General features: G+C 33.8%; 24 protein-coding genes and 2 pseudogenes. 4 read left to right on the top strand and 22 right to left on the bottom strand.

Annotation, left to right across the window (positions count from 1 at the left end):
• Window positions 1-152: 152 nt before the first annotated feature.
• The 3 genes from SB773_RS27520 to SB773_RS27510 all read right to left on the bottom strand — a co-directional run bounded on the left by SB773_RS27520 (window position 153) and on the right by SB773_RS27510 (window position 1,735).
• On the bottom strand, window positions 153-626 hold the full coding sequence (locus SB773_RS27520; RefSeq protein ID WP_131247509.1) for a hypothetical protein: 474 nt from the start codon (window positions 624-626) through the stop codon (window positions 153-155).
• 363 nt (window positions 627-989) lie between these two features.
• Complete coding sequence (locus tag SB773_RS27515; protein ID WP_000447767.1) at window positions 990-1,298, bottom strand: YxcD family protein; 309 nt, start codon at window positions 1,296-1,298, stop codon at window positions 990-992.
• Window positions 1,286-1,735: a hypothetical protein gene (locus SB773_RS27510; RefSeq protein ID WP_002172319.1), complete on the bottom strand. Its 450-nt coding sequence runs from the start codon at window positions 1,733-1,735 to the stop codon at window positions 1,286-1,288. Before SB773_RS27510 ends, SB773_RS27515 begins: the two co-directional genes overlap by 13 nt.
• A 257-nt stretch (window positions 1,736-1,992) precedes the next feature.
• On the opposite strand from SB773_RS27510, the gene SB773_RS27505 reads away from it, so the two are divergent.
• On the top strand, window positions 1,993-2,757 hold the full coding sequence (locus SB773_RS27505) for a DUF1836 domain-containing protein (RefSeq protein WP_410593360.1): 765 nt from the start codon (window positions 1,993-1,995) through the stop codon (window positions 2,755-2,757).
• Window positions 2,758-2,791: 34 nt separating this feature from the next.
• Here SB773_RS27505 and SB773_RS27500 read toward each other — a convergent pair.
• The 4 genes and pseudogenes from SB773_RS27500 to SB773_RS27485 all read right to left on the bottom strand — a co-directional run.
• Window positions 2,792-2,964 (bottom strand): annotated as a pseudogene (locus SB773_RS27500) (GNAT family N-acetyltransferase); the annotation flags it as partial.
• Between the two features lie 42 nt (window positions 2,965-3,006).
• The gene (locus SB773_RS27495) at window positions 3,007-4,110 is read right to left on the bottom strand and encodes a Ger(x)C family spore germination protein (RefSeq protein ID WP_410593358.1); all 1,104 of its coding nucleotides are present in this window, start codon (window positions 4,108-4,110) and stop codon (window positions 3,007-3,009) included.
• Entirely contained in the window at window positions 4,107-5,210 is a 1,104-nt protein-coding gene (locus tag SB773_RS27490) for a GerAB/ArcD/ProY family transporter (RefSeq protein WP_410593356.1), read from the bottom strand. Before SB773_RS27490 ends, SB773_RS27495 begins: the two co-directional genes overlap by 4 nt.
• A gap of 4 nt (window positions 5,211-5,214) precedes the next feature.
• Window positions 5,215-6,762: a spore germination protein gene (locus SB773_RS27485; RefSeq protein ID WP_410593354.1), complete on the bottom strand. Its 1,548-nt coding sequence runs from the start codon at window positions 6,760-6,762 to the stop codon at window positions 5,215-5,217.
• A gap of 759 nt (window positions 6,763-7,521) precedes the next feature.
• Between SB773_RS27485 and uptA the strand changes: the two genes are divergently transcribed.
• Complete coding sequence (uptA, locus tag SB773_RS27480; RefSeq protein WP_088293039.1) at window positions 7,522-8,127, top strand: undecaprenyl phosphate transporter UptA; 606 nt, start codon at window positions 7,522-7,524, stop codon at window positions 8,125-8,127.
• Between the two features lie 59 nt (window positions 8,128-8,186).
• On the opposite strand, the gene SB773_RS27475 is transcribed toward uptA, so the two are convergent.
• The gene (locus SB773_RS27475) at window positions 8,187-8,654 is read right to left on the bottom strand and encodes a DinB family protein (RefSeq protein ID WP_410593352.1); all 468 of its coding nucleotides are present in this window, start codon (window positions 8,652-8,654) and stop codon (window positions 8,187-8,189) included.
• 150 nt (window positions 8,655-8,804) lie between these two features.
• Between SB773_RS27475 and SB773_RS27470 the strand changes: the two genes are divergently transcribed.
• Window positions 8,805-9,029: a hypothetical protein gene (locus SB773_RS27470; protein ID WP_410593350.1), complete on the top strand. Its 225-nt coding sequence runs from the start codon at window positions 8,805-8,807 to the stop codon at window positions 9,027-9,029.
• A 41-nt stretch (window positions 9,030-9,070) separates the two neighbouring features.
• Here SB773_RS27470 and dltD read toward each other — a convergent pair whose 3' ends face one another.
• The 8 genes and pseudogenes from dltD to SB773_RS27430 form a co-directional block, all read right to left on the bottom strand.
• Complete coding sequence (gene dltD, locus SB773_RS27465; protein ID WP_410593348.1) at window positions 9,071-10,252, bottom strand: D-alanyl-lipoteichoic acid biosynthesis protein DltD; 1,182 nt, start codon at window positions 10,250-10,252, stop codon at window positions 9,071-9,073.
• 243 nt (window positions 10,253-10,495) lie between these two features.
• Window positions 10,496-11,029 carry a GNAT family N-acetyltransferase gene (locus tag SB773_RS27460; RefSeq protein WP_410593346.1) on the bottom strand — a complete coding sequence of 178 codons (534 nt, stop codon included), beginning with the start codon at window positions 11,027-11,029 and terminating at the stop codon, window positions 10,496-10,498.
• A gap of 113 nt (window positions 11,030-11,142) precedes the next feature.
• A complete protein-coding gene (locus tag SB773_RS27455; protein ID WP_410593344.1) occupies window positions 11,143-12,765 on the bottom strand; it encodes a peptide ABC transporter substrate-binding protein in 1,623 nt (540 codons plus the stop codon).
• 20 nt (window positions 12,766-12,785) lie between these two features.
• Complete coding sequence (locus SB773_RS27450) at window positions 12,786-13,787, bottom strand: C40 family peptidase (protein ID WP_088033527.1); 1,002 nt, start codon at window positions 13,785-13,787, stop codon at window positions 12,786-12,788.
• 39 nt (window positions 13,788-13,826) lie between these two features.
• A complete protein-coding gene (locus SB773_RS27445; protein WP_410593342.1) occupies window positions 13,827-14,888 on the bottom strand; it encodes a dipeptide epimerase in 1,062 nt (353 codons plus the stop codon).
• Window positions 14,889-14,998: 110 nt separating this feature from the next.
• Entirely contained in the window at window positions 14,999-15,325 is a 327-nt protein-coding gene (locus tag SB773_RS27440; RefSeq protein ID WP_002012954.1) for a DUF3870 domain-containing protein, read from the bottom strand.
• An 88-nt stretch (window positions 15,326-15,413) separates the two neighbouring features.
• Window positions 15,414-15,688 (bottom strand): annotated as a pseudogene (locus tag SB773_RS27435) (hypothetical protein).
• Window positions 15,627-15,983: an FtsB family cell division protein gene (locus SB773_RS27430; RefSeq protein ID WP_002085024.1), complete on the bottom strand. Its 357-nt coding sequence runs from the start codon at window positions 15,981-15,983 to the stop codon at window positions 15,627-15,629. Before SB773_RS27430 ends, SB773_RS27435 begins: the two are co-directional and overlap by 62 nt.
• Before the next feature lie 288 nt (window positions 15,984-16,271).
• Between SB773_RS27430 and SB773_RS27425 the strand changes: the two genes are divergently transcribed.
• The gene (locus tag SB773_RS27425; RefSeq protein ID WP_410593339.1) at window positions 16,272-17,198 is read left to right on the top strand and encodes an aldo/keto reductase; all 927 of its coding nucleotides are present in this window, start codon (window positions 16,272-16,274) and stop codon (window positions 17,196-17,198) included.
• Window positions 17,199-17,246: 48 nt separating this feature from the next.
• Here SB773_RS27425 and SB773_RS27420 read toward each other — a convergent pair whose 3' ends face one another.
• From SB773_RS27420 to SB773_RS27395, 6 genes are all read right to left on the bottom strand, one after another.
• On the bottom strand, window positions 17,247-17,843 hold the full coding sequence (locus tag SB773_RS27420) for a DJ-1/PfpI family protein (protein WP_410593337.1): 597 nt from the start codon (window positions 17,841-17,843) through the stop codon (window positions 17,247-17,249).
• Window positions 17,840-18,331 carry an ankyrin repeat domain-containing protein gene (locus SB773_RS27415; protein ID WP_410593335.1) on the bottom strand — a complete coding sequence of 164 codons (492 nt, stop codon included), beginning with the start codon at window positions 18,329-18,331 and terminating at the stop codon, window positions 17,840-17,842. The genes SB773_RS27420 and SB773_RS27415 overlap by 4 nt, the downstream gene beginning before the upstream one ends.
• Before the next feature lie 385 nt (window positions 18,332-18,716).
• Entirely contained in the window at window positions 18,717-18,947 is a 231-nt protein-coding gene (locus tag SB773_RS27410) for a hypothetical protein (protein WP_002136784.1), read from the bottom strand.
• A 166-nt stretch (window positions 18,948-19,113) separates the two neighbouring features.
• Window positions 19,114-19,614 carry an invasion protein gene (locus tag SB773_RS27405; protein ID WP_410593332.1) on the bottom strand — a complete coding sequence of 167 codons (501 nt, stop codon included), beginning with the start codon at window positions 19,612-19,614 and terminating at the stop codon, window positions 19,114-19,116.
• 200 nt (window positions 19,615-19,814) lie between these two features.
• Window positions 19,815-20,030, bottom strand: a complete 216-nt coding sequence (locus SB773_RS27400; RefSeq protein WP_088033515.1) for a hypothetical protein — start codon at window positions 20,028-20,030, stop codon at window positions 19,815-19,817.
• A gap of 193 nt (window positions 20,031-20,223) precedes the next feature.
• Window positions 20,224-20,517, bottom strand: coding sequence for a hypothetical protein (locus SB773_RS27395; RefSeq protein WP_410593330.1), 294 nt, complete (start codon window positions 20,515-20,517; stop codon window positions 20,224-20,226).
• Between the last annotated feature and the right edge of the window lie 80 nt (window positions 20,518-20,597).

Raw genomic sequence — 20,597 nt, 5'->3', positions numbered from 1 at the left:
AATTTTCTCTCATTATACAAGAAATACCCTATAGAATAGACTTTTTTTCAGTGTCTATTCTATAGGGTACATTTTACATTTCCACCGCCTTTTTTATAATTTTTGTACTACATCTAGTATTTCTGTTACGTCAATTACAGGAACCAAAGGTATTACCTATTTTTCATTCCGACTAAAACTTTCGATATCGACATCCATAAATTTATAAACATTAAAATTCCGCAAATATCAGCGACAATTACATACAATCCTATAAATTGGTTTTCAAAGTGGAACAACGGAGTGTAATAAATGGCCATAATTAAGGATATAACCATTGAAAAAAGAAGCAGTTTTTTCCTAGTTATCATATAAATACAATACAAAAACGTATAATAAGCCCAAAATTGCGCAGCATACCATGCATGAGATAGTCGAATACCTGTTTTCGTGTGCAAAGTTGTTAATACCAGTATGCATATTACAAGTAATACAATTACTGGTGCAAATCTAACAAATTGCAAAAGATTTATTAAAAAGCGTTTTTTTGAATTTAGGTGATTTGCTTCGTATTTAAACATCTGTTTCGTTATATAATGAACAAAAAATATTAATCCTACACTAATAGCTAACATAAAAAATAGCATTACTACGCCTTCTTTTCTAATATATTTATCAACTGTATTTTAAAAATCAATAGGACTTAACCTAATAAAAATTACACCATCATTCTTCTACCTCGCTTTGAATAATAAAATATTAGATTTCTGAAATATCATATCAAATATAGTTGTGATTTATTTGTCGCAATTCGTCGAATAGATAAACAAAAGTCGTTTTATGTCAAAATTATTATTTATTTGGATAGCCAACTTTGGATTAGATAGATAAAATGATGCAAATACTGAATTGAAGACACATGAAATACTGGATTTTATTCTAAAAGAAGAAACATACTAGCAATATTAATCCAAACAATAAAACTGTTAGAGCATACAGCTCTAACAGTTTTATTGTTCATTATTATTAAATTTCGCTAATGCGTAAATGCCTTCTTCATCATCTAATTCAAGTTGCAATCTTGCTGCAAATGAATTGACGTTGTATTCTCGATCAAGCAACAAGCGTAGTGCTTCGATTAAGTTTGCTTGAATTAAAATTTGCTGGCGACCATTTACCTCTACTTCTGCAGAGAAACCGTAGTCATCATCATACATTAGTTCAACTGAAACTTCTTCTGGACCAACTTGTCTTTTTTCAGCTATATATACGCAAAGCGCATTTATAAGTTCTTGTTCAGAAATTTTTATTGTTTCCATGCTACTTCATCTGCCTTTTTCTTACGTTGATCTTTGAAGTATTTAAATGCACGAACTGCTAACATTACGATACCAGCCATTACTAGCATATTTACCATAAACGCTAATACAGAACCAAGAGCTCCCATATTTGCAAATAAGCTACCCATTAGTAAACCACCAAGACCACCTAGTAATAAGCCTTTCATAAAGCTTCCTTTATTACTTTTTGGTGCTGTGTTTGTTGCTTTTGTTTTTGAATCTGTTGTCGTTTTTTGTGAATTTACATTAGAATCTTTTTTGTTTAAATCAACTTTTGACTTTTGACCAGAACTTGGTGTATATGATTTTTTACCAGATTTGTAACTTTTCGCTGCCGCATGATCTACGAACATAAAGCTACTAGCCCCAAAGATAACCATGAATGCTGTCATTACTGCTACAAGTTTTTTCAACATATTATATCCATTCTCCTTTTATATAGATATATGTGAAATCTACCTTTCTAGTAAATTAAGAATGATAGATTTGTTTTAAAACCATTTTAAAGGTTCTTATGAACTTATTATATGAACTTTTGTCGAAATATGCAAGCATTATTTACTTACGACAATTTCATGACATAGGAAAAATTAAGCAAAACGGAATTGACTTTAAATGAAACAAAACATATTATAAGTTCATAAGAACTTTTTATAATTTTGGAGGTGAAAAGATGGAAACATTTCATCTCACACGAAACGAAATGGCAACGCTCCTTCTATCATTAAGAGGATGGAATACGAAAAAGCCTCTTGGTATTTTACAAGAAGCTTGGGCAAAATCACATAAAAAAGATATTGAAAGCGGACAAAGCGTTACTGCTTTTATTACAACCGCACTTTCACCTATTTTTGAAAAGCTGATTAAAATTGACGATACGGACGTCGGTTTTTCTTTAAATGAAATAGTTGCGCTTGGCAATCAGATTGAAAACACGAGTTTCTCTGTAACTGCCATGCAAAACTGGGTGAAACGAGATATAAAAGAAATGATTGGCTCCCCTCAAAAAGGGAAGAAATATTCAATCGAACAGGCAGCCTTACTATTCATTGTCGAAGATTTAAAAACAGCGCTTGATTTTGAATCTATTCGCAAACTATTACGACTCATCGTAAATGACCCGGCCGATCGAAGCGATGATTTAATTAACCCTGTTCATTTATATGTTGCTTATTCCTCTTTATTTGAAGAACTAAATCAAGGGAATTGCATACAACTAAATGCTACAGATACAGTTCATACGATCGAAAATATCGTAAAAGAAAAAGCTGATAAAATAGCAAGTAAGTTCGATCAAATTAATAACGAACAACGCGAAGCAATTCGTAACGCTATTATTATCGCCACACTTTCTGTACATACCGCTTATGTACAAATGCTAGCAAAACGTTACGTTTCAGCAACGTTATTTTTACAAAATTTAGATGTGAAACCGTAAAAAAAAGGAGCAGAATTGCTCCTTTTTTTTATTTCTAAACTATTTTATACTCTTTAACTCTTTGCATCTCATGCATTTTCACTTGATTCTGTTTTTTTTGAACCCAGCTTTCTCATAACATCGAATTGCCCTCTTATTATCTTCCCTAACTTGTAATACAACCGCATGTATATCGGGGTCTAAAAATGACCTCTTAATAAAATATTGAAGGTACTTGCAATTTTAGTACGGATCTCAGTTCAACTCATGTTACTTAATCGTCCCCATCGCACCAATTTTCACATGTACCTTGACATTCACATCGCCCTTTGCTAATGCATTATTCCATTTATTTTGGACTTTTTTCCATTCTGGATATGTATAAGTTCTTGCGTATCTCCCAAGCCCAATAGGATCAATATTGGTAGCTTGTATTTTCTTTATTAATTGCTTGAAATCAGCTTCTAACTCAGTTTCAATCGCCTTTTGTAATTTTTCTCCATCTTTTCTTGTATTAAACGAAAAAAGCTGTTCTGTAATGCCGACCTTCATCTTTATATCTGTATTAAATATAAATTTATTATCATATCTTACCTTTGTCTTTACTTTAATATTATAGGTAGTAAAACTTATCCAATCTTTATCCTGGCTATTCGACTTTAGTTTAATTGCAATTGTAAATGGAAAATCACCTGTAATTCTTTGTTGCAAAATGCGTAATAATTTATTTTCATCGGATTTTAGTGTTAATTTATACCTTCCTTTGTCATCTAACAAAGCTGTACCTGTCACAAATATTTTTTTCGTTTTTTTCATTTCAGTCATATTTGCTGTTAACCCTTTGTCTGCTATTTGTTCATGTAGTTCTTGAAGATTTGTTTTTACTGTGATATTTCTTAAAGAGGCTGTATCAACTAGTTTTGTTAAATATAGAGGAAGACGCGGCTTATCTTTTGGGTTATAAAAGATGACGTCTGAAACAGGTCCATCAACAGCAACAACCCTTGTGGTAACTGTGTTTTTGGGATCTCGATAAAATGGATCGAGATATTTCATCCAATTTTTTTGTTTCAGTAGCCGTTTTCCAACTAAAATAACCTGTGTTTTACTTCCCGAGGTAAGTGCCATAACAGTAGCATCAAATTTGTCTCTAGAATTTCGAACCGTAACAGATTTCACACCCGTAACTTCTTCTTTTACCTTTGCTTCTTTATTAAAAACAGGGCTTGATATATACACTAATAAATTATTATTACGATCTAAATCGATACCAAGTACAAGAGTAAGGGAAACATCTTCAATATTTGTTTGATCAAAGCATCCAGTCATCATGAACACCGATAACAAAATACAACATAGTACTTTTCTTTTCAATGTATCCTCCTCCAATAAGACTTCTCATATAGCCAGCCATACATCCATAAAATGAGAGGCAATATATAGGTTAACCCCATCCCAGCATTCGATAATACCTGTAGCCCCGTTTCGGCTTGATTCCAACTAGGGCTAATCCAGAATACGAAGCCGATAATGAGCACTAAGAGAACAACTACATGAGAGCTGTGATCTTGTTTCCCAAGTAATTGGCTTGAACAAAATACAGAACAGAATACGGCAGGAATCCAGCATGTAGAAACAACGGGCAAGTAAATGGCCAATAAAATCATGTCAAAACGTTCTAAAAAACGAAATTCAATTACTTTAAGTAGATTTAGTACCGGTTGGTTAAATTGCGTAATACTATCAGGGCTAAAATAGGCAAAGCAAACAATAGTAGCGAATAAATAAAATAACATCGTTAAAGTGTTTGCAATAACCATTCCATGGACTGCATACTGTTTTTTTTGTAAAAAGGGATATAAAAAGAACGCAATATCAAATCCTAAATAAGCAAAAATAGTGGTCGGTACAGCTGTTAATATAGGTTTCCACCCCTCTTTTAAGAGCGGAAAGAATGGCATCCAACTTCCGTTTTCTTTAAGAGGTATCAAAAAAAATAACGGAATCCAAAGCATCATATAGAAAATAAGTTCGGAATACCGCCCTATAATACGAGGGCCGTTACGTGCGACAAAAAAGGTAGGAATCGAAAACAAAAAGATAACGAGATAGTCTGGCGTTTTTGGAAGAAGCCATCCCTTAAGATAAAGCATAGCGTTCACAAGAACAGTAAAAGAATAAAAAGCGAAGTACATCATGTAAATAACAACAAGTGTTTTCCCTATTATTTTCCCAAAAAAGCGTGTAAGAATTTCGTAAAGTGTGTCCTCGGGATATTTTGCAGCTGTTTTCACAATAAAAACACCTGATATTGTGGAGAATATCCAGCCAATCAATATAGCTATCCAGCCATCTGTTCCAGCTTTTTCTGCAAGCACACGTGGAAGAGATAAAACGCCAGTGCCGACCTGCATTCCATTGATTAAAACAATATACTGCATAAGAGTGATGTCATTATAGGCATATTTTTTCATAATTTCACCTTTTGTTATGATTCTTCCCTTGTCGAATAGATTGAATAGCTCCTGTACCCTTAGGACGCCTTCTTATCGCCCATAAAGGAAAGCGTACAAAAGTATCTTTCATATCTGCAAAACGAAATGGTGCTAACGGTGTTCCATATGGGGTTCCTAGCGATTCAAGACTGCTAAGATGTCCAATTAATGTCATCCACCCTATAACCAGTCCTACAATTCCAAATAAGGCAGCTAAAATCATCATAGGGAATCGTAAAAATCTAACTGCCGCTCCCATATCATAGTTAGGGATAATAAAAGAAGAGATAGCTGTAACAGCAACAACAATAATCATAATGTTGCTTACAACTCCCGCTTGAACAGCCGCTTGTCCAATAACAATACCACCTACAATTCCAACTGTCTGACCGATCGGAGTAGGTATCCTTAAAGCCCCTTCTCTCATCGTTTCCAATGTTATTTCCATAAGTAATGCTTCCATAACTGGAGAAAAGGGTACGCGCGTTCTTGATTCTGCAATAGATAAATATAGCTCTACAGGAATAACTTCAAAATTAAAGGAAATAAACGCAACATAACTCGCAGGTAAAAATAAAGCAATCATAAAGGCGATAAAACGAAGCACCCGAATAGACGAAGCAACTAACCACCTTGTACCGTAATCATCCACCCCTTGAAAAAAGGAAATAAAATTTGTTGGAGCAATTAATACACTTGGCGAATGATCTACTACGGTCACAAATCTGCCCTGTAGAATGTGCGATACGGCTAAATCAGGTCTTTCTGTTAACATAAATTGTGGAAATGGTGAGTACGGATTATCTTCAATGAATTCAATAAGTTCACCAGTACTAGTAACGGCATCAACCGTTATGCTTTGAATCCGTGTTTCTAATTCCTTCAGCACATCTTCAGAAGCTACATCTTTTAAATATAAAATAGAAATCTTTGTTTTGCTTCTTATACCAATTGTTATCTCTTTTATCATTAATTCACGATGAGGGAAATATCTTCGAATCATTGCGATATTTTGAGTTCCAGTTTCTACAAATCCTTGATGCGCACCTTTTAAAGCTATTTCGTTATGAGCAGCTTCAATACTTCTTTGTGGCCAGCCTTTCGTATCCAATTGATGCGCAGTAGTTCGACCATGTATTAATAAAACACTATCTCCTTCTAAAATAGCATTTTCAATCTGACTCCACGTATTAATAATTTTAATTTGTCCTAATGTAATGGGAAGTTCTGTATTGGTATCAAAATTACTATTCATCAAAGGACTTAGAACATGATTTTGAATCAATTCTTTATCTGTTAACCCAGACAAATATATTAAAGCGGCTTCTACTCCATCTGCTGTCATTTGAAACCGTCGAATCACTAGATCGGGTGATTGACGAAATACTTTCTGAAGCTCAGCTATGTTTTTCGATAAGTTGACTTCTAAGAGAGGATCCTCCATGTTTTTCTTTCGAAATTGAGGATTACCTCGTATTGAAAATGATTTAGGACTGCCTCTAGATTTTAACCTTTTTAAAAATTTAGCCATGACATCCTCTCTTTCTATGCACCTTCTATAGTATGTTTAGTATGCATATATTGAGAAGGAATATCCTAATATTTAGAGAGGTAACGACAGATTTATTACTATAAGGGGAATCGTCTTGAAAATAGGCTTAGCGTTGTAAATCCGCATTTTCCTGACGGTACCCCAAGAGGAACTTCAAAATATTAACTTGATAGGCATGTGGCGAGACCCCACATCCATCAACTTAAGAAAATGAATAAAATAACGAAATTAGGGCACCCTTTCATGCAGTACTACATGAAAGGGTGTTTTAATTTATGTCTATAAACAATTATCCACCAGTTGGGGATTTACGCATGCCAGGTGACGAATTCCGAAATAAATTTTCTGTTCATCACCTACAGGAACTTGCGTATCAAACAGGTATGATTTAACGAAAACGAAAATTTCAGGCGCAGGACCTTGTATCACTCTGTGTGTTTTTGGGAAAAACAATCAGTTCCGAGTCCTTAGTTAGTCTCTGCACGTAATTTTCAGTCTTTTCCGGCACCCCTTCCCTTTAAATATGAGAAATTTTTAATACTCCTTTCATTATCTCTTCATGAAAACTCAATTCATATCCTTTACTATAAAAACTAAGAGAGCATATACGAGACATAAAAAGTATTAAAATGGCAATAGATTCATTAAATAAGGTATAATTTGCATATAGTGAACTTTTTATGTTGTTAAATAAAAAGAACTTTACTCGAAAAAACTTATGAACTAGAAGGTGCAACAATGTTAAGTAGTTTTATTCATTCAGTATTAACATTTTTTGAGGGATTAGGTTATTGGGGCATAATGCTTGGACTTATGATTGAAATTATTCCAAGTGAGATCGTCCTTGCCTACGCAGGATACTTAGTATCAAATGGAAGTATCTCATTTGTAGGCGCAGTTATATTCGGTACCATTGGCGGAATCATTGCCCAAGTCTTTATTTATTGGATTGGACGATACGGTGGTCGCCCTGTCCTAGAACGTTACGGGAAGTATATTTTCATTCATAAAAAACAAATTGATGCTGCTGAAGATTGGTTTAATCGTTACGGAACTGGCGTAATTTTCACTGCACGTTTTATTCCTGTTGTTCGCCATGCGATTTCAATTCCTGCCGGGATTACAAAAATGCCAATTTCACGTTTCATTACTTTAACAGGACTTGCGATTATTCCTTGGTCTATCATTTTCATTTATTTAGGTGAAAAACTTGGAGAAAACTGGGGTAATATAAATGACGTTGCTGGACCATATGTGAAATCGTTCGCTGTTGGCGGGGTTGTTCTTATTATTTTATATTTCATGATAAAAAAATGGTCAAAAAAACGTAAAAAACTCGCTTAAATTTCTAAATAAAAACCGCTATTAATTCAATCGAAATTATAGCGGTTTTTATTATTAATTTAATTATCTTTTATAAATTGTATAATTTCTTCTTTATGTTTTAAATCATGTTGAATGAGTGATGAAAAATAATTGTTTAATCTCACTCTTTTCGTGCCGAATTGGTAATCATCTTTAAAATTCTGGGCAGGAATTTGATTCATTTGATCAACTAATTGTTTACGGGTGGATATAAACTGATCTATTAGTTCTTCTTTTGAAATACCGGATCTCGCATATTTTATTGCACCCTCATTCATTTCCTCAACACCTGTTGGAACATTGGGTACTGATTGTCCACTTATAAAGTATGGAATTCTAAACTTCATTAAAAACTCATCCCAAACGACTAAATGTGAAATCACATCCGCAATTCCCCATGAACCTTCTCTAAAAGGTTCAAACCATACATCACTAGTTATACACTTCAATGTTTGACACCATTCTATTAAACTTAACTTTTCTTCTAGAATACATTCCTTCTCCATAATTTATTCCTTCCTCTTCCACACTAACTATTCATTCATATTAATAACTTCTAGCTATTATATTAAAACCCTCCAGTCTAAGATTTACATGGATAAGCAACAATTCCGCCATAAAATACGTATAGTAACTCAAAAAGGAGTAATCCCCCTATGCATTGGCAGCAAAAAGTACCATACTTAATCGGACGCCCTGTTGGTGTTTCTCTTATTAATGGGCAAGGAACTTCCGGCGTTTTATGTGGCGTACAAAATAATCAATTATTTGTTTATGAATACCTTTACCAAGCTCAGTTCGCCATGAAACATTATGATTTTAGACAAATTCAAGATATATACGCCTTTCCAAATTGCCCACACCAAAATCCTTTATACTAAAAAACAGGAACGGCTTAATTGCCATTCCTGTTTCTAAGTTGTTATTTCTCAGAGTAAAACTTCTGCACTGCTTCATCTAAATAAATCCAGCCTTTCCAGCCTAAATGAATCGTATCTTTTAAGAAATACTTATCATATTCATGGCTAGAAAAATCGACTACTGGGTATCCCGCTTTCTCGACTTGCTCGCGAACCTTATTATAATACACATCACGACGTTCTTTCGGGAAACCAGCGTAATCATACCACGGTCCGTTTACAGGCACAGAAATAAAGAGTGGTTTTATATTTTTTTCTTTGAAAAGATCTAAAACAATTTGTAAGTCATCATATTCTGGTGAATCATCATACGATTCATTTGCTCTAAAGTTTTTTAAACCTTTTAATTTTTTCTTTAAATTATGTTTATAGTAATACGGATTTTCAATTCCGAATGTATTTGTTGTGGATCCCACTTTACCTTCTTGCTCCGCATGTTTACGTGCATCTTCCCAAGAAAGCGAACGTAATCCCATATTCGTTTTCTCTTTCATCGGTTCGATCTTAAATAGAGAGTTAAATAAATCTCGATGATCTAAAATGTTCCGATACATATACGCTAGCGGTTTAGCTAATCCACCTTTTATGTTATGTTTTGTATCGTTATATACAATACTTTCTAGCGAACTACTTAATATCGCATCTTTACGAACAACTTTGTAATCTAATAAACGCTTCGCGATTTTTTTCTTCATTTCAGGATTTATTTCGTCATTAAAAATAAAGTGATAGGCTTGTTGTTTAGAGAAATTATTTGTAAAATCCCCTTGTGATACACCGGTTTTTGTAAACCATTGTGGTGAAAGAACAAAGACTACCTTTTTACCTTCTAATTCATCCATTGTAGACGTCATATTTAAAATATGAGCCAAGCTTTGCGTACCACCAGTCCCTATTAAAAATGGAGTAAAGCCTGCCGAATTTACTTTAAAATAATTAGACGGATGATATGCATCCATTCGTAAAAATTCTGATGAACCATACATCGGTAAATACTGCGAATTCTCTAACATTTTTTGCTGTAAAAAAACACTTTGTAATTTCTCTTTTTGCAAGGAAGTTGCCGCATCTTCAACTTTCTTATCGCTAATAAGTGATATTAAACTTTTAGATGGGATAAGCAGTACAATGAAAAAGAGTAGACACGCTAAAATAATAGGGCCAAAATCATGCTTCATCTTCATCTGCTATTCCTCTTTCTAGTACTATTAAATTGTAACCCTTGTTTTTGACACGTCATCATTTCTCTCCTTTTTCTCTATACATGTTCCATTCTATTTATCTATTATTTACATGTATGTATTCCCTTTCTTTGCACTATTAAGTTACATAAGAAACATGTTAATTATACAAGATTCTACATAAATTTCACACTGGAATTTTAGTAATAATTTTATTTTTAAGCAGTGAAAAAACACATAAAATGTCTATAATTCATCCGATGATGTATTAAGTTCAAAATATGATAATAAACGCCCACTGTGATCAACATCTTGAGTATATGTAAAGCCTAGCTTTCGTAAAAGTTTTTTCGAATTCTCATTAGCTACTTTAACCCTAGCAATTATTCTTTTTAAATTCATCGTCTCTGTTGCATATTGAATGGAAGCTTCTGCTGCTTCTGCTGCATATCCATTCCTCCAATACTCTGGATCAAGGAGATACATAATTTCTGTTTCCTCTGTTTCATTTACCTTTCTTAAACCACAATGTCCTAATAACTCGCCTGTTTCATTTTTGAATAACAGCCATACACCAAAATCATACTGTTCCCAATGCAATATAAGTTGACTCATATAATCTTTAGTTTCATTTATTGACATACCTCTTGATTTAGCAAGCCATTGACCAACCGCTTCTTTTTTCAATATGTTATACAATTGATCAACATCTTCTATATTCGGTTTTCTCATCACCAATCTTTTCGTATGTATTACTTTCCCCTTTACAAATACAGACATAGTGCCCCTCCTAATACTGTTTATAGATTAGTAAATTATACCATGAACTATCATCGGCTTTAACTAAGAAAAAACAGACTATCACATACGTGAAGTCTGTTTTTTCTCTTTCTTTACTTTTGTACGTCCGCCCACTTCAAACTTGTTGCTGGACCAAATTGGTGAACATATAAATCTTTTACGTACGGTTTTTGTAAGTAAGATAGACCGCGCTGGAATACTGGCGCGATTACTGCATCGTCAAGGAGTACTTTTTCAGCATCTTGCAGTGCTTTCCAACGAGCTTTTTCATCATTACCTAATTCTGTTTTAATCTTCTTAATTAATGCATCATATTCTGGATTTGCATACCCTGTATTATTAACGGTGCTTCCCGAAAGGAAAACTTCTAAGTATGTCATCGGGTCTGGATAATCAGGTAACCAACGTGATAACGACATTTCATATTCTTTTTTCTTCTCTAACGCTAGTTTTTGAGTATGTGGTTGTAATTTCACATTTACTTTTAAGCCTGGTAAGTTTTTCTCAAGCTGTTCTTTAATATACTCTCCTACTTTTTTAAAGTTTTCTAAGTCATAGTTTAATAGTTCTAACGTTACTTCATTTGTGCCTGTCTCTTGTTTTGCTTTTTCCCAATATTCCTTCGCCTGTTTTACGTCCGTCTTATTAAACTCTCCTGCTGCACTTCTAAAGTCTTTCTTGTCTGGTCCTTTTAAAAACCCTTTCGGAACGTAATAGTTCGCAGCTACGGAACCATCATTTAAAAATGAAGTTGCAAGCCCCTTCTTATCAAAAACTGTGCTAAGTGCAAGACGGGCGTTTTTATTTTTAAGAATCGGTACATTTTCATTGAAACGGAAGAAATACATAACTGGATCTGTATATTGTTTCAGTTCTTTATTATTTTTATATTTATCTACGAATTCTGTAGAAATAACCGCTCTGTCTACTTTATCTGTTTCATATAAATTTACCGCAGTTGAAATTTCTTTAACAATTTGATAGTTTACTTCATCTAACTTCACTTCTTTTTTATCCCAATATTTATCATTTTTCTTCATTGTAAAGCTCGCTTCGTGCTTCCACTCTGATAATGTAAACGGCCCATTATATATCGCTTTATTTGCCTCTAACCCGTATTTATCACCTTGCTCCTTCGCATATTTTTCATTAATTGGATAGAAAGATGGTAAAATGAGTAGTTTCGTAAAATACGGTACAGGATGTTCCAGCTCTACAACGAACGTTTTATCATCCTTTGCTTTCACACCTAATTCTTCTAAGCCTAATTGTTTCTTATTTATCTTCTCCGCATTTTTCACATCGTACGCGATATATGCATATTGAGAGGCTGTATCTGGATTTATAAGTTGCTTCCAAGCATATACGTAATCATGAGCTGTTACTGGATCTCCGTTAGACCATTTCGCATCACGTAAGTGGAATGTATATGTCTTACCATCTTTACTCACTTCATATTTTTGTGCTCCCGCTTGAATCACTTCATCATTTTTCGATAAACGGAATAACCCTTCCATTACGTTATTCAAAACGTTAAATGATACCGCATCTGTTACTTTCCCTGAATTTAATGATGGAATTTCACCCGTTTCTAGTAGTTGTAATACTTTCTTCTCATCTTTCGGCTTTGTAGCTGTTTTTTCTTTAGCACAGCCTACTAAAAATGAAGATACAAGTAGAGTACTAACTAATGAGTAGCGAACAACCTTTTTCATATAAAGCCCCCCTATCTTTTTTAAGGTAAGTAACGACGAGCACCAGCGTATTCTTCTATATATCCTGGTGTATTTAGCGGTATAATTTCTACCGATCTTTCAGCCTTTGGAGAGTGAATCATATTTCCATCACCAATATACATGGCAACGTGATGAACACTACCTTTTCCTTGATTATGTGCAAAGAATATTAAATCGCCCTTTTGTAGGTTTTCTTTATCAACCGCAATTCCTGCTTTTGATTGTGGCCCAGAATCCCTCGGTATTGTAATGCCATGTGATTTATAAATCGTATGTGTAAATCCAGAGCAATCAAAACCGAAGCCACTTGTACCAGCCCATATATACGGTAATCCTAAAAACATCTTACCGGTGTTTATTAAATCATCAGCTGTTGGCGTAGGAATATCATTTTGGGAACGGTGAACGGTTCCATCATTTTTCCGTAGCCACGCCTTCTGACCATTTGGCAACAATACGCGGTATGAGATCGTATCTTCACTTAATAGCGGTAAACGCGTATTATAACTGACTTCTAGCGATTTATGTTTTTCAGAAGGGTTAATATATACAATTGCTGTCGGTTTCGTTACTAATACAAAAGCTTCGTTTGTTTTATCTGCAAATTCCTGATTATACGTTAATTGTTTTTCAGGCATCCACCCTGGATACCCTTCTTCATTTCGCGGCGTTGGCTGTCCGTGCACTAGTACTTTTACCCAATCACCTTTTTTATCAATTACTGTTACTTCTTGACCGAGTAGCGCTTGCGTTTCTAATTTATTTGCACTCGTTAACCAAAGCTTCTCATCTAGCGTCATTGATTTCGTCCACTTCCATAAATCAACTGGATTTGTCGCACTCGGTGCATCAATTGGTCGTAATGAATCTGGTGCAGTCCATAACGTTGCAGCAGATACATCTATAAATGCTTTACTATCCTTCTTCTCTTCAGCATTCACCGAAGTAAACGATGAAAATATAAATAAAGTTGTTAAAAATGCAGTTCCTACTTTTTTCATATATATCCCCCTTATAAGATAGTTTACTAGGTACTACTTCTAAGATTGTATATTCACTATAGAATGCAGGTTTACCTTTGGACCAGTGTAAGTCATCCCTTCTGGCTCTTCTACTAACCATAACGGTGCATCAAGATCAAAGTAATGAATATTCGGATGTGCCGCAGCTAAATGGGTAACAGCGCTAACTGAAAGTGAAGGTTCCATCATACTTCCAACCATACATTTCACACCTGCTACTTCCGCAATATCTGCAATTTTCCATGCTTCTCGTATGCCGCCGCATTTCATTAATTTAATATTAAGTAGGTCTGCATATCCTCCTTGGACAATCTTTAATGCATCGCTTGCCGAAAACATACTTTCATCTGCCATAATAGGCGTTTGTACATTGTCCTTCACGTACTTTAATCCTTCCCAATCTTTTGCATGAACTGGTTGTTCTACAAATTCTATATTTAAATTTCTATTCTCCATTTCTCTAATAATAGAAACCGCTTCTTTCGGTTTCCATCCTTGATTTGCATCTAAACGTAACGTCGTATTCTTTGGTACTACATTTCGAATTGCCTCTATGCGTTCTAAATCTAAATGTGCCTCTTTACCCACCTTAATTTTTAATGTTTGGAATCCCTTTTCGATATGCTTTTTCGCTTCTTTTGCCATTAATAAAGGCTCATCCACACTTACTGTAATATCAGTATGAATCTCTTTCTTCCCACCCAGTAATGCGTATAACGGTATGTTGTGAAATCGACAATATACATCGTATAAAGCCATATCTACCGCCGCTTTCGCACTTGTATTTCCTATACAACTCATTTGAATGTGTAACAATAACATTTGAAATTGCAGTACATCTTTTTCAACTAATACAGAACTAATTGGTCCTAATATTGCTTCCTCAATCCCGTTGGCAAAATCACCTGTAATAACCGGCGTTGCTGCAGCAGCTCCTTTTCCTACAATTCCTTCATCCGTATGAATAAACACATCAATACTTTCAATTTCCGTTACGGTACGAAGCGCTGTTTTAAATGGTGTATGAAGCTTTACAAGTCGGCGGTTTACCTTCACATCGGTAATTTTCATTTTGTTCATCCTTTCGTTGTTTATAGCGTGGTACTTTAATCCACGGGAGGCTTTATTCTGCCCGTTAATGCGAAACAAAAAAATCCAGCCATAAGAAGATTCTTACGGCTGGATTTTGTCTATGAGTGGGTAGACAAAGCAGCAATCTGATTATATTTTTTTTGTGCATCTTTCAGCGCTACAAGCAGCGCCTTTTGGGACGAACCGAAATAACGATTTTTGATTTCTGTTACTAATGCTGGGTCATTAATATTTTTATGTAGAAACAAATATTTAACAAATTGAGATGTTAATGCAATTGTCGCTGAGCAATCTGCATCTACAATTTCCCCTGTATCCTTCTCAAGTACAAATGCTACAAAATAACTTTTGAACTTTTCGGTAATGGGATTATTTTGAGGTGCTTTCGCATCCCCTACGACGTAAATTGTATTTGAAGCGTACACAGCTATCTTCCTTTCTTATACGAGGATAACGGTTTTCTTAACAGACGTATGAGCTGTTAACTCAACGTTGATTAAAAAATGTATCCGCTTATCTTGTATTATATACAATTGACAGAATTTTAACAATATTTATCCTGACATATATTCCATAATTATGAAAATCTCTTAACACAATTAAAAATGGCTCAAACTTCTCATTTTTACAATATGTCATTGCTCCTTGTACCATGCATTCACACTACAAACAACTTTTCCCTCATACATCAAAAAACAGTTAGCTATCGCTAACTGTTCCACCACTTCACTTTGGCAATACGAATATTGTTTCGTTTGACTTAGAAAATTGATACTCTTTTCTCGCAAACTTTAAAATTTCTTCTTCATTATCCGTTAAATTCTCAATGTTAGTCTTTAAAGAACCTTGATCTTTCTTTAAAGAAACTAATTGTTTCTTTTGATTTGTTATTGTATTTTTTTTGCCATTAATTACTTCTTGTTGTTTCGTTAAAATATATTGAACGTACAAAGTAGTCGCAGCGATAAAAATGAACATGAAAATAAAACGCCTTAACTTCTTCTTATTTATAGTTCGCTTGTCGTTAGGCTGTGATAGTTGCTCTGGTATATTAGGAACATTGACTCTTTTGAGTTTCCTCATTTTCAAATCCCCCTAACCCATATTTTCTCACTACCATAGGCACGATCTCTTACTAACTTAAATTCTATTCTTATAAAATAACCTCCTTCACAAAAAAATCTCACAAATTAACCAATTAGAGATAGCGTTCGACGACATCTCTGTATTTAAAATGAGAATTTTTATTTATGCTGCTATAAAATAGTAGTTTATGTTATTCTTTTTCCCCAATTGTAGAAAACATTTTTACACACATAAATTCCAGTTTTGCATACCGATGTTATAACATGCTTACAAGGAGGAAAAATGATGCACTACCGTACATTAGGTAAAACTGGAATTACTGTTTCTGAAATTGGCTTTGGAGCGTGGGCGATTGGCGGCGATGAATGGGGTCCTGTTAACGACAAACAATCTATAACCGCTATGAAGAAAGCAATTGAATGTGGCGTAAACTTTATTGATACTGCTGATGTATACGGATTAGGCCATAGTGAAAGGTTAGTAACTCAAGCGATAAGAGAGCACCGTAATAATATCGTTTTATCAACGAAAGGCGGTTTAATTGGGCATCACTATGATCCAAGTGGAGAGCCTGTTTATAATACAGCCGAAAAAGTGATCGCAGTCTTTGAAACTAGCTTACTGCGCCTAGAAACAGATTATATTGATGTTTATTTCTGTCACATTTGGTGGGATAAACAAGAAGAAACAGAAGCATTTTTACGAGCATTTGAAATATTAAAACGGGACGGAAAAGTAAGAGCTGTTGGTGTTTCAACTCACGACCTACAATATATACAACACTTCAATAAAAAAGATGAAATTGATGTTGTGCAACTTGATTACAACATATTAAACCGAAAACCAGAAAACGACATACTGCCCTACCTACAAGAGAACAATTTAGGAGCTGTTATACGCGGACCTTTAAAAATGGGGATATTAACTGGAAAGTTTACAAATAAAACAACTTTTCCTGACGGAGATTTACGCAAAGAATGGCCAAAAGAAAAGTGGTTTCAAGGAGATTTACAAAAAGTAGAAAAATTAAGATTACTCTCAAATAAAAATCAGACATTAGGACAGCTTGCACTTCGCTACGTCCTCTCCCATCCAGCAGTATCGGTCGCAATTCCTGGCGCAAAAACAGAAAAACAAGCGAAAGAAAATGCAGACTCGTCTATCCGTCCGATTCTTACAGATGAGGAATTAGCGCATATTCAGTCAATATAAAACAAGACGAGCAGCTGGAAATATCCAACTGCTCGTCTTGTTTTACTTTTAATATTGTAAATCTATATCATATTCCATTCTCTTCGCTGTTTCTTCAGCAACCTCAGCACCCAACAAATTTTTCACAATATGAAATGACATATTAATTCCGGCTGAAATTCCACCAGACGTAATAATATGCCCCTCATCTACAAACTTTACATTCTCTAATACTTCCACATTCGGAAAATCATTTCTAAAACTTTCAATACTTGCCCAATGTGTTGTCGCTTGTTTTTCCTCAAGTAAACCTGCTTTCGCTAACAAAAGCACTCCAGTACAAACAGAAGCCATTAACTTAACTTCTTTCATTTGCTGGAAAATCCAATTTATTATAATTTCATTTTCCACTTCGTTTTCTCTAACACCTAACCCACCAGGAATAATTAAAATATCAACTGGAGGTAAGTTTTCAATGCTATAATCCGGTTGTACCTTTAATCCATTTCTCGCTGTAATCATTTCTCCATCTTGACTAACAGTATGAACTGTAAATGGTTGATCTTCACTTGTTGCTGTAACGGAAAAAACTTCAAATGGACCCGCAAAATCTAACACTTCCACTTCATTAAAAAGAAAAATCCCTACATTCCAGTGGCTAATCATAAGCTCACTTCCTCTTGCAAATGATGTAATAGGGATTCATGCCCTTTTTCTAAAGCAATATCATATGCCGTTTTCCCATCATTTTTCTTAATCATTTTATTAGCACCATTTTCAAGAAGTAATATAATGATTTCTTCATTTCCTAATAACGATGCTTCATGAAGTCCTGTCCAGCCACCACTTTGCACAGCATTCACATCTGATCCCTTTTCAATTAAGAAAGCTACAAGCTCACTTTGCTTATTCGCAATTGCTGCTTGAAGAGGTGTATTTTCATTTTCGTTTTTTGCTCTAATATGTATTTCTGCTCCCTGTTCTAAAAGGAAACTTGCAATTTCTTTCTGTCCAAAATAAGCAGCTAAGTGAAGCGGTGTCCATCCATCTTCACTAAATGAGTTAACAACACTTGGATCCGTATTAATGATTTCTACTACCTTTTCTTTTTCCCCGCTTATGACTGCTTGTGATATTGATATGATTTGTTCCATAATGAACCTCCATGTATACAAATATTAAGTACCCCTTAATAAATTCCATTAATAATCACATGTTCCTTTCTAAATAATTAAGTTTACATAATAATATTATTTTTATAATTCGCTATCCTAATAAAAAAACAACCGACTCTAATGAGTAGATTGTTTTTGAATTTCATTTTTATAATTGTTTAAAAAAAATATCATTTTCACTTACAACTAATAAACATTAATAAAAATGAAATGAAATTATATATTTAGCAGCCATGAACTCTTTACATATCAAAACCGGCTATTTACTTAAATTAATAGTTTTTTATCATTTGAAAATAAAAATGGAATTTATCCTTACATTTGAAAAATACATATATAGCGAGAATCTATAGCAGTACTCTTATCATACTAATCTATAACAATTCTGCCTTCTTCCCTTACCTGTATCCTTTAAAACATAAGACTTTAAAACGAGTGCTGTTAGTGAATCTGTTAATGTTTTATATGATAAATTTGAAAGAGCTAATAGATCGTTCGTATATAACATTCTATGCTTCTCTAATAATAATAGTACTAATCGTTCTGACGGCTTTAATGATTCATCACTTTCTAGTATAAAATCTATATTTTTCATATCCCTACTTCTTACTCCTTATATAAAAAAATGATTTTAGTAGTTATTTAATATAAAAATACTACATAACAAATTTGAAGATATATCGAAATAACATAACGTCCAAACACTTTTATACTATAACATAAAAAAGACATTTCCCCAAATTGAAAATGCCTTTTTATATCTACTTCTCTTTTTTATATAATTGATATGATTGTTCTAGCCCTTTATTATATTTCGTATTATTATCTGTCCATTCTCCCCCTAAGTTTCCTGGCCACCCTGATGTATTAGCAACATATTTAAGCAACTCCCAATCCTGCAGTCCTTTTTTCACACCACGTTCATACGATTTGACCATACTTGAAATTGCTATCGTTGTATTTATACGCGAATCCACTAAACTCTCTTCCGATAATTGCGCTGGTGCTAATCCACCACGATGTAATTGGAATAATCCGAAAGATGTTCCGTTATCCCCTATCGCTTTTCGATCAAATTTTGTTTCATGATCAACAATAGATAATGGTATCCACTCTGGAATACCATACCTCTTTGCAACTTCACTAATTACTTGTTTATTATTTTTAATCTCTTTCTGCTTTTCATAGTTAATATAAATTACATAACTTAAAGTAACTAACGTAAATAATATGAATATATATTGTAGTGCCTTTTTCATCATTTCATCTCCTGCTTTGTATATGTTTCACTTTCTATATACACTATAAGACTTTTATGTGACATTCATTTGACAAAATGATATTAATTATACATAAGCTGTTACAGTTTTAACTATCAATCTAAAAACTACAATAGACTCCTTCAACACATAAAAACAATCAGCCTTTCATGTACTATACATGAAAGGCTGATTGTTTTTCACTACACTTTTTTATGTATACAGTATATCCCTGCTATAATAAAACAAATTGAAATTACCGATAAAATTGTACCCTGGATTTCATAAAATGCAGTAAAGAATTTTCCGCTTGGTCTATCCCAAATTTCTAATGAACCCGCGTAAATTGCGGAAGTTATATATGTAAGATCAAATAGGAGAATTCCCGAAAGAACATAGGTTACTCCACTATTTTTCATTATTAGCTCACCTCCATTAATTTTATTTGTGAATAAAACAAAAAAGACCTTTATACGTTAAAGATCTTTTTCATCTTATTTTTGTTACAAAAACGCCAGAATCTAAAACAAAAACTTGCTTTACGATTAACATCTCCATATACAAATTAAATACTATAAGGTTACCAGCGTCTTCTCGATTATCATTTTTACATTAAATGTTTCTTGCAATATGCGGTTTACTATAATGGCTTGTTCCACCACCGCCTACTATTACTTTACCGCCTTTTTCGAAGATTAATAATTTACTTGAACCATCTGAAAGTAAAACTATTACTTCAGCATGATCACTTGTCGCTACATAGATTACATAACCACTTTTTGAAATACAAGTTTCCCAATGCTTATCAAATTCTGATCTTACGACTCGATTAGAATACACTTGATTTTCAATTCTTCCTGGCTGTTCATTTTCCGAATTTTTCTTACCTCCTTCCAAAGTTGTCATTTATATATAAATGACGGTTTCTCAATAAATTAGTGACCGTCCTTAATATAAATAGTATATGTAGTTAGTAGGAGAATGCT

The organism is Bacillus sp. SIMBA_074 (assembly GCF_046534555.1).
Lineage (GTDB): Bacteria > Bacillota > Bacilli > Bacillales > Bacillaceae_G > Bacillus_A > Bacillus_A mycoides.
The sequence above is the reverse complement of the archived record's forward strand: the minus strand, read 5'-3'. Positions and strand labels throughout refer to the sequence as shown.

Excerpts from the sequence above, each read along its gene's own strand:
- SB773_RS27520 (WP_131247509.1), bottom strand. The coding sequence starts at position 626 with ATGCTATTTTTTATGTTAGCTATTAGTGTAGGATTAATATTTTTTGTT.
- SB773_RS27515 (WP_000447767.1), bottom strand. The coding sequence starts at position 1,298 with ATGGAAACAATAAAAATTTCTGAACAAGAACTTATAAATGCGCTTTGC.
- SB773_RS27510 (WP_002172319.1), bottom strand. The coding sequence starts at position 1,735 with ATGTTGAAAAAACTTGTAGCAGTAATGACAGCATTCATGGTTATCTTT.
- SB773_RS27505 (WP_410593360.1), top strand. The coding sequence starts at position 1,993 with ATGGAAACATTTCATCTCACACGAAACGAAATGGCAACGCTCCTTCTA.
- SB773_RS27490 (WP_410593356.1), bottom strand. The coding sequence starts at position 5,210 with ATGAAAAAATATGCCTATAATGACATCACTCTTATGCAGTATATTGTT.
- SB773_RS27485 (WP_410593354.1), bottom strand. The coding sequence starts at position 6,762 with ATGGCTAAATTTTTAAAAAGGTTAAAATCTAGAGGCAGTCCTAAATCA.
- uptA (WP_088293039.1), top strand. The coding sequence starts at position 7,522 with ATGTTAAGTAGTTTTATTCATTCAGTATTAACATTTTTTGAGGGATTA.
- SB773_RS27475 (WP_410593352.1), bottom strand. The coding sequence starts at position 8,654 with ATGGAGAAGGAATGTATTCTAGAAGAAAAGTTAAGTTTAATAGAATGG.
- SB773_RS27470 (WP_410593350.1), top strand. The coding sequence starts at position 8,805 with ATGCATTGGCAGCAAAAAGTACCATACTTAATCGGACGCCCTGTTGGT.
- dltD (WP_410593348.1), bottom strand. The coding sequence starts at position 10,252 with ATGAAGATGAAGCATGATTTTGGCCCTATTATTTTAGCGTGTCTACTC.
- SB773_RS27460 (WP_410593346.1), bottom strand. The coding sequence starts at position 11,029 with ATGTCTGTATTTGTAAAGGGGAAAGTAATACATACGAAAAGATTGGTG.
- SB773_RS27455 (WP_410593344.1), bottom strand. The coding sequence starts at position 12,765 with ATGAAAAAGGTTGTTCGCTACTCATTAGTTAGTACTCTACTTGTATCT.
- SB773_RS27450 (WP_088033527.1), bottom strand. The coding sequence starts at position 13,787 with ATGAAAAAAGTAGGAACTGCATTTTTAACAACTTTATTTATATTTTCA.
- SB773_RS27445 (WP_410593342.1), bottom strand. The coding sequence starts at position 14,888 with ATGAACAAAATGAAAATTACCGATGTGAAGGTAAACCGCCGACTTGTA.
- SB773_RS27430 (WP_002085024.1), bottom strand. The coding sequence starts at position 15,983 with ATGAGGAAACTCAAAAGAGTCAATGTTCCTAATATACCAGAGCAACTA.
- SB773_RS27425 (WP_410593339.1), top strand. The coding sequence starts at position 16,272 with ATGCACTACCGTACATTAGGTAAAACTGGAATTACTGTTTCTGAAATT.
- SB773_RS27420 (WP_410593337.1), bottom strand. The coding sequence starts at position 17,843 with ATGATTAGCCACTGGAATGTAGGGATTTTTCTTTTTAATGAAGTGGAA.
- SB773_RS27415 (WP_410593335.1), bottom strand. The coding sequence starts at position 18,331 with ATGGAACAAATCATATCAATATCACAAGCAGTCATAAGCGGGGAAAAA.
- SB773_RS27410 (WP_002136784.1), bottom strand. The coding sequence starts at position 18,947 with ATGAAAAATATAGATTTTATACTAGAAAGTGATGAATCATTAAAGCCG.
- SB773_RS27405 (WP_410593332.1), bottom strand. The coding sequence starts at position 19,614 with ATGATGAAAAAGGCACTACAATATATATTCATATTATTTACGTTAGTT.
- SB773_RS27400 (WP_088033515.1), bottom strand. The coding sequence starts at position 20,030 with ATGAAAAATAGTGGAGTAACCTATGTTCTTTCGGGAATTCTCCTATTT.
- SB773_RS27395 (WP_410593330.1), bottom strand. The coding sequence starts at position 20,517 with ATGACAACTTTGGAAGGAGGTAAGAAAAATTCGGAAAATGAACAGCCA.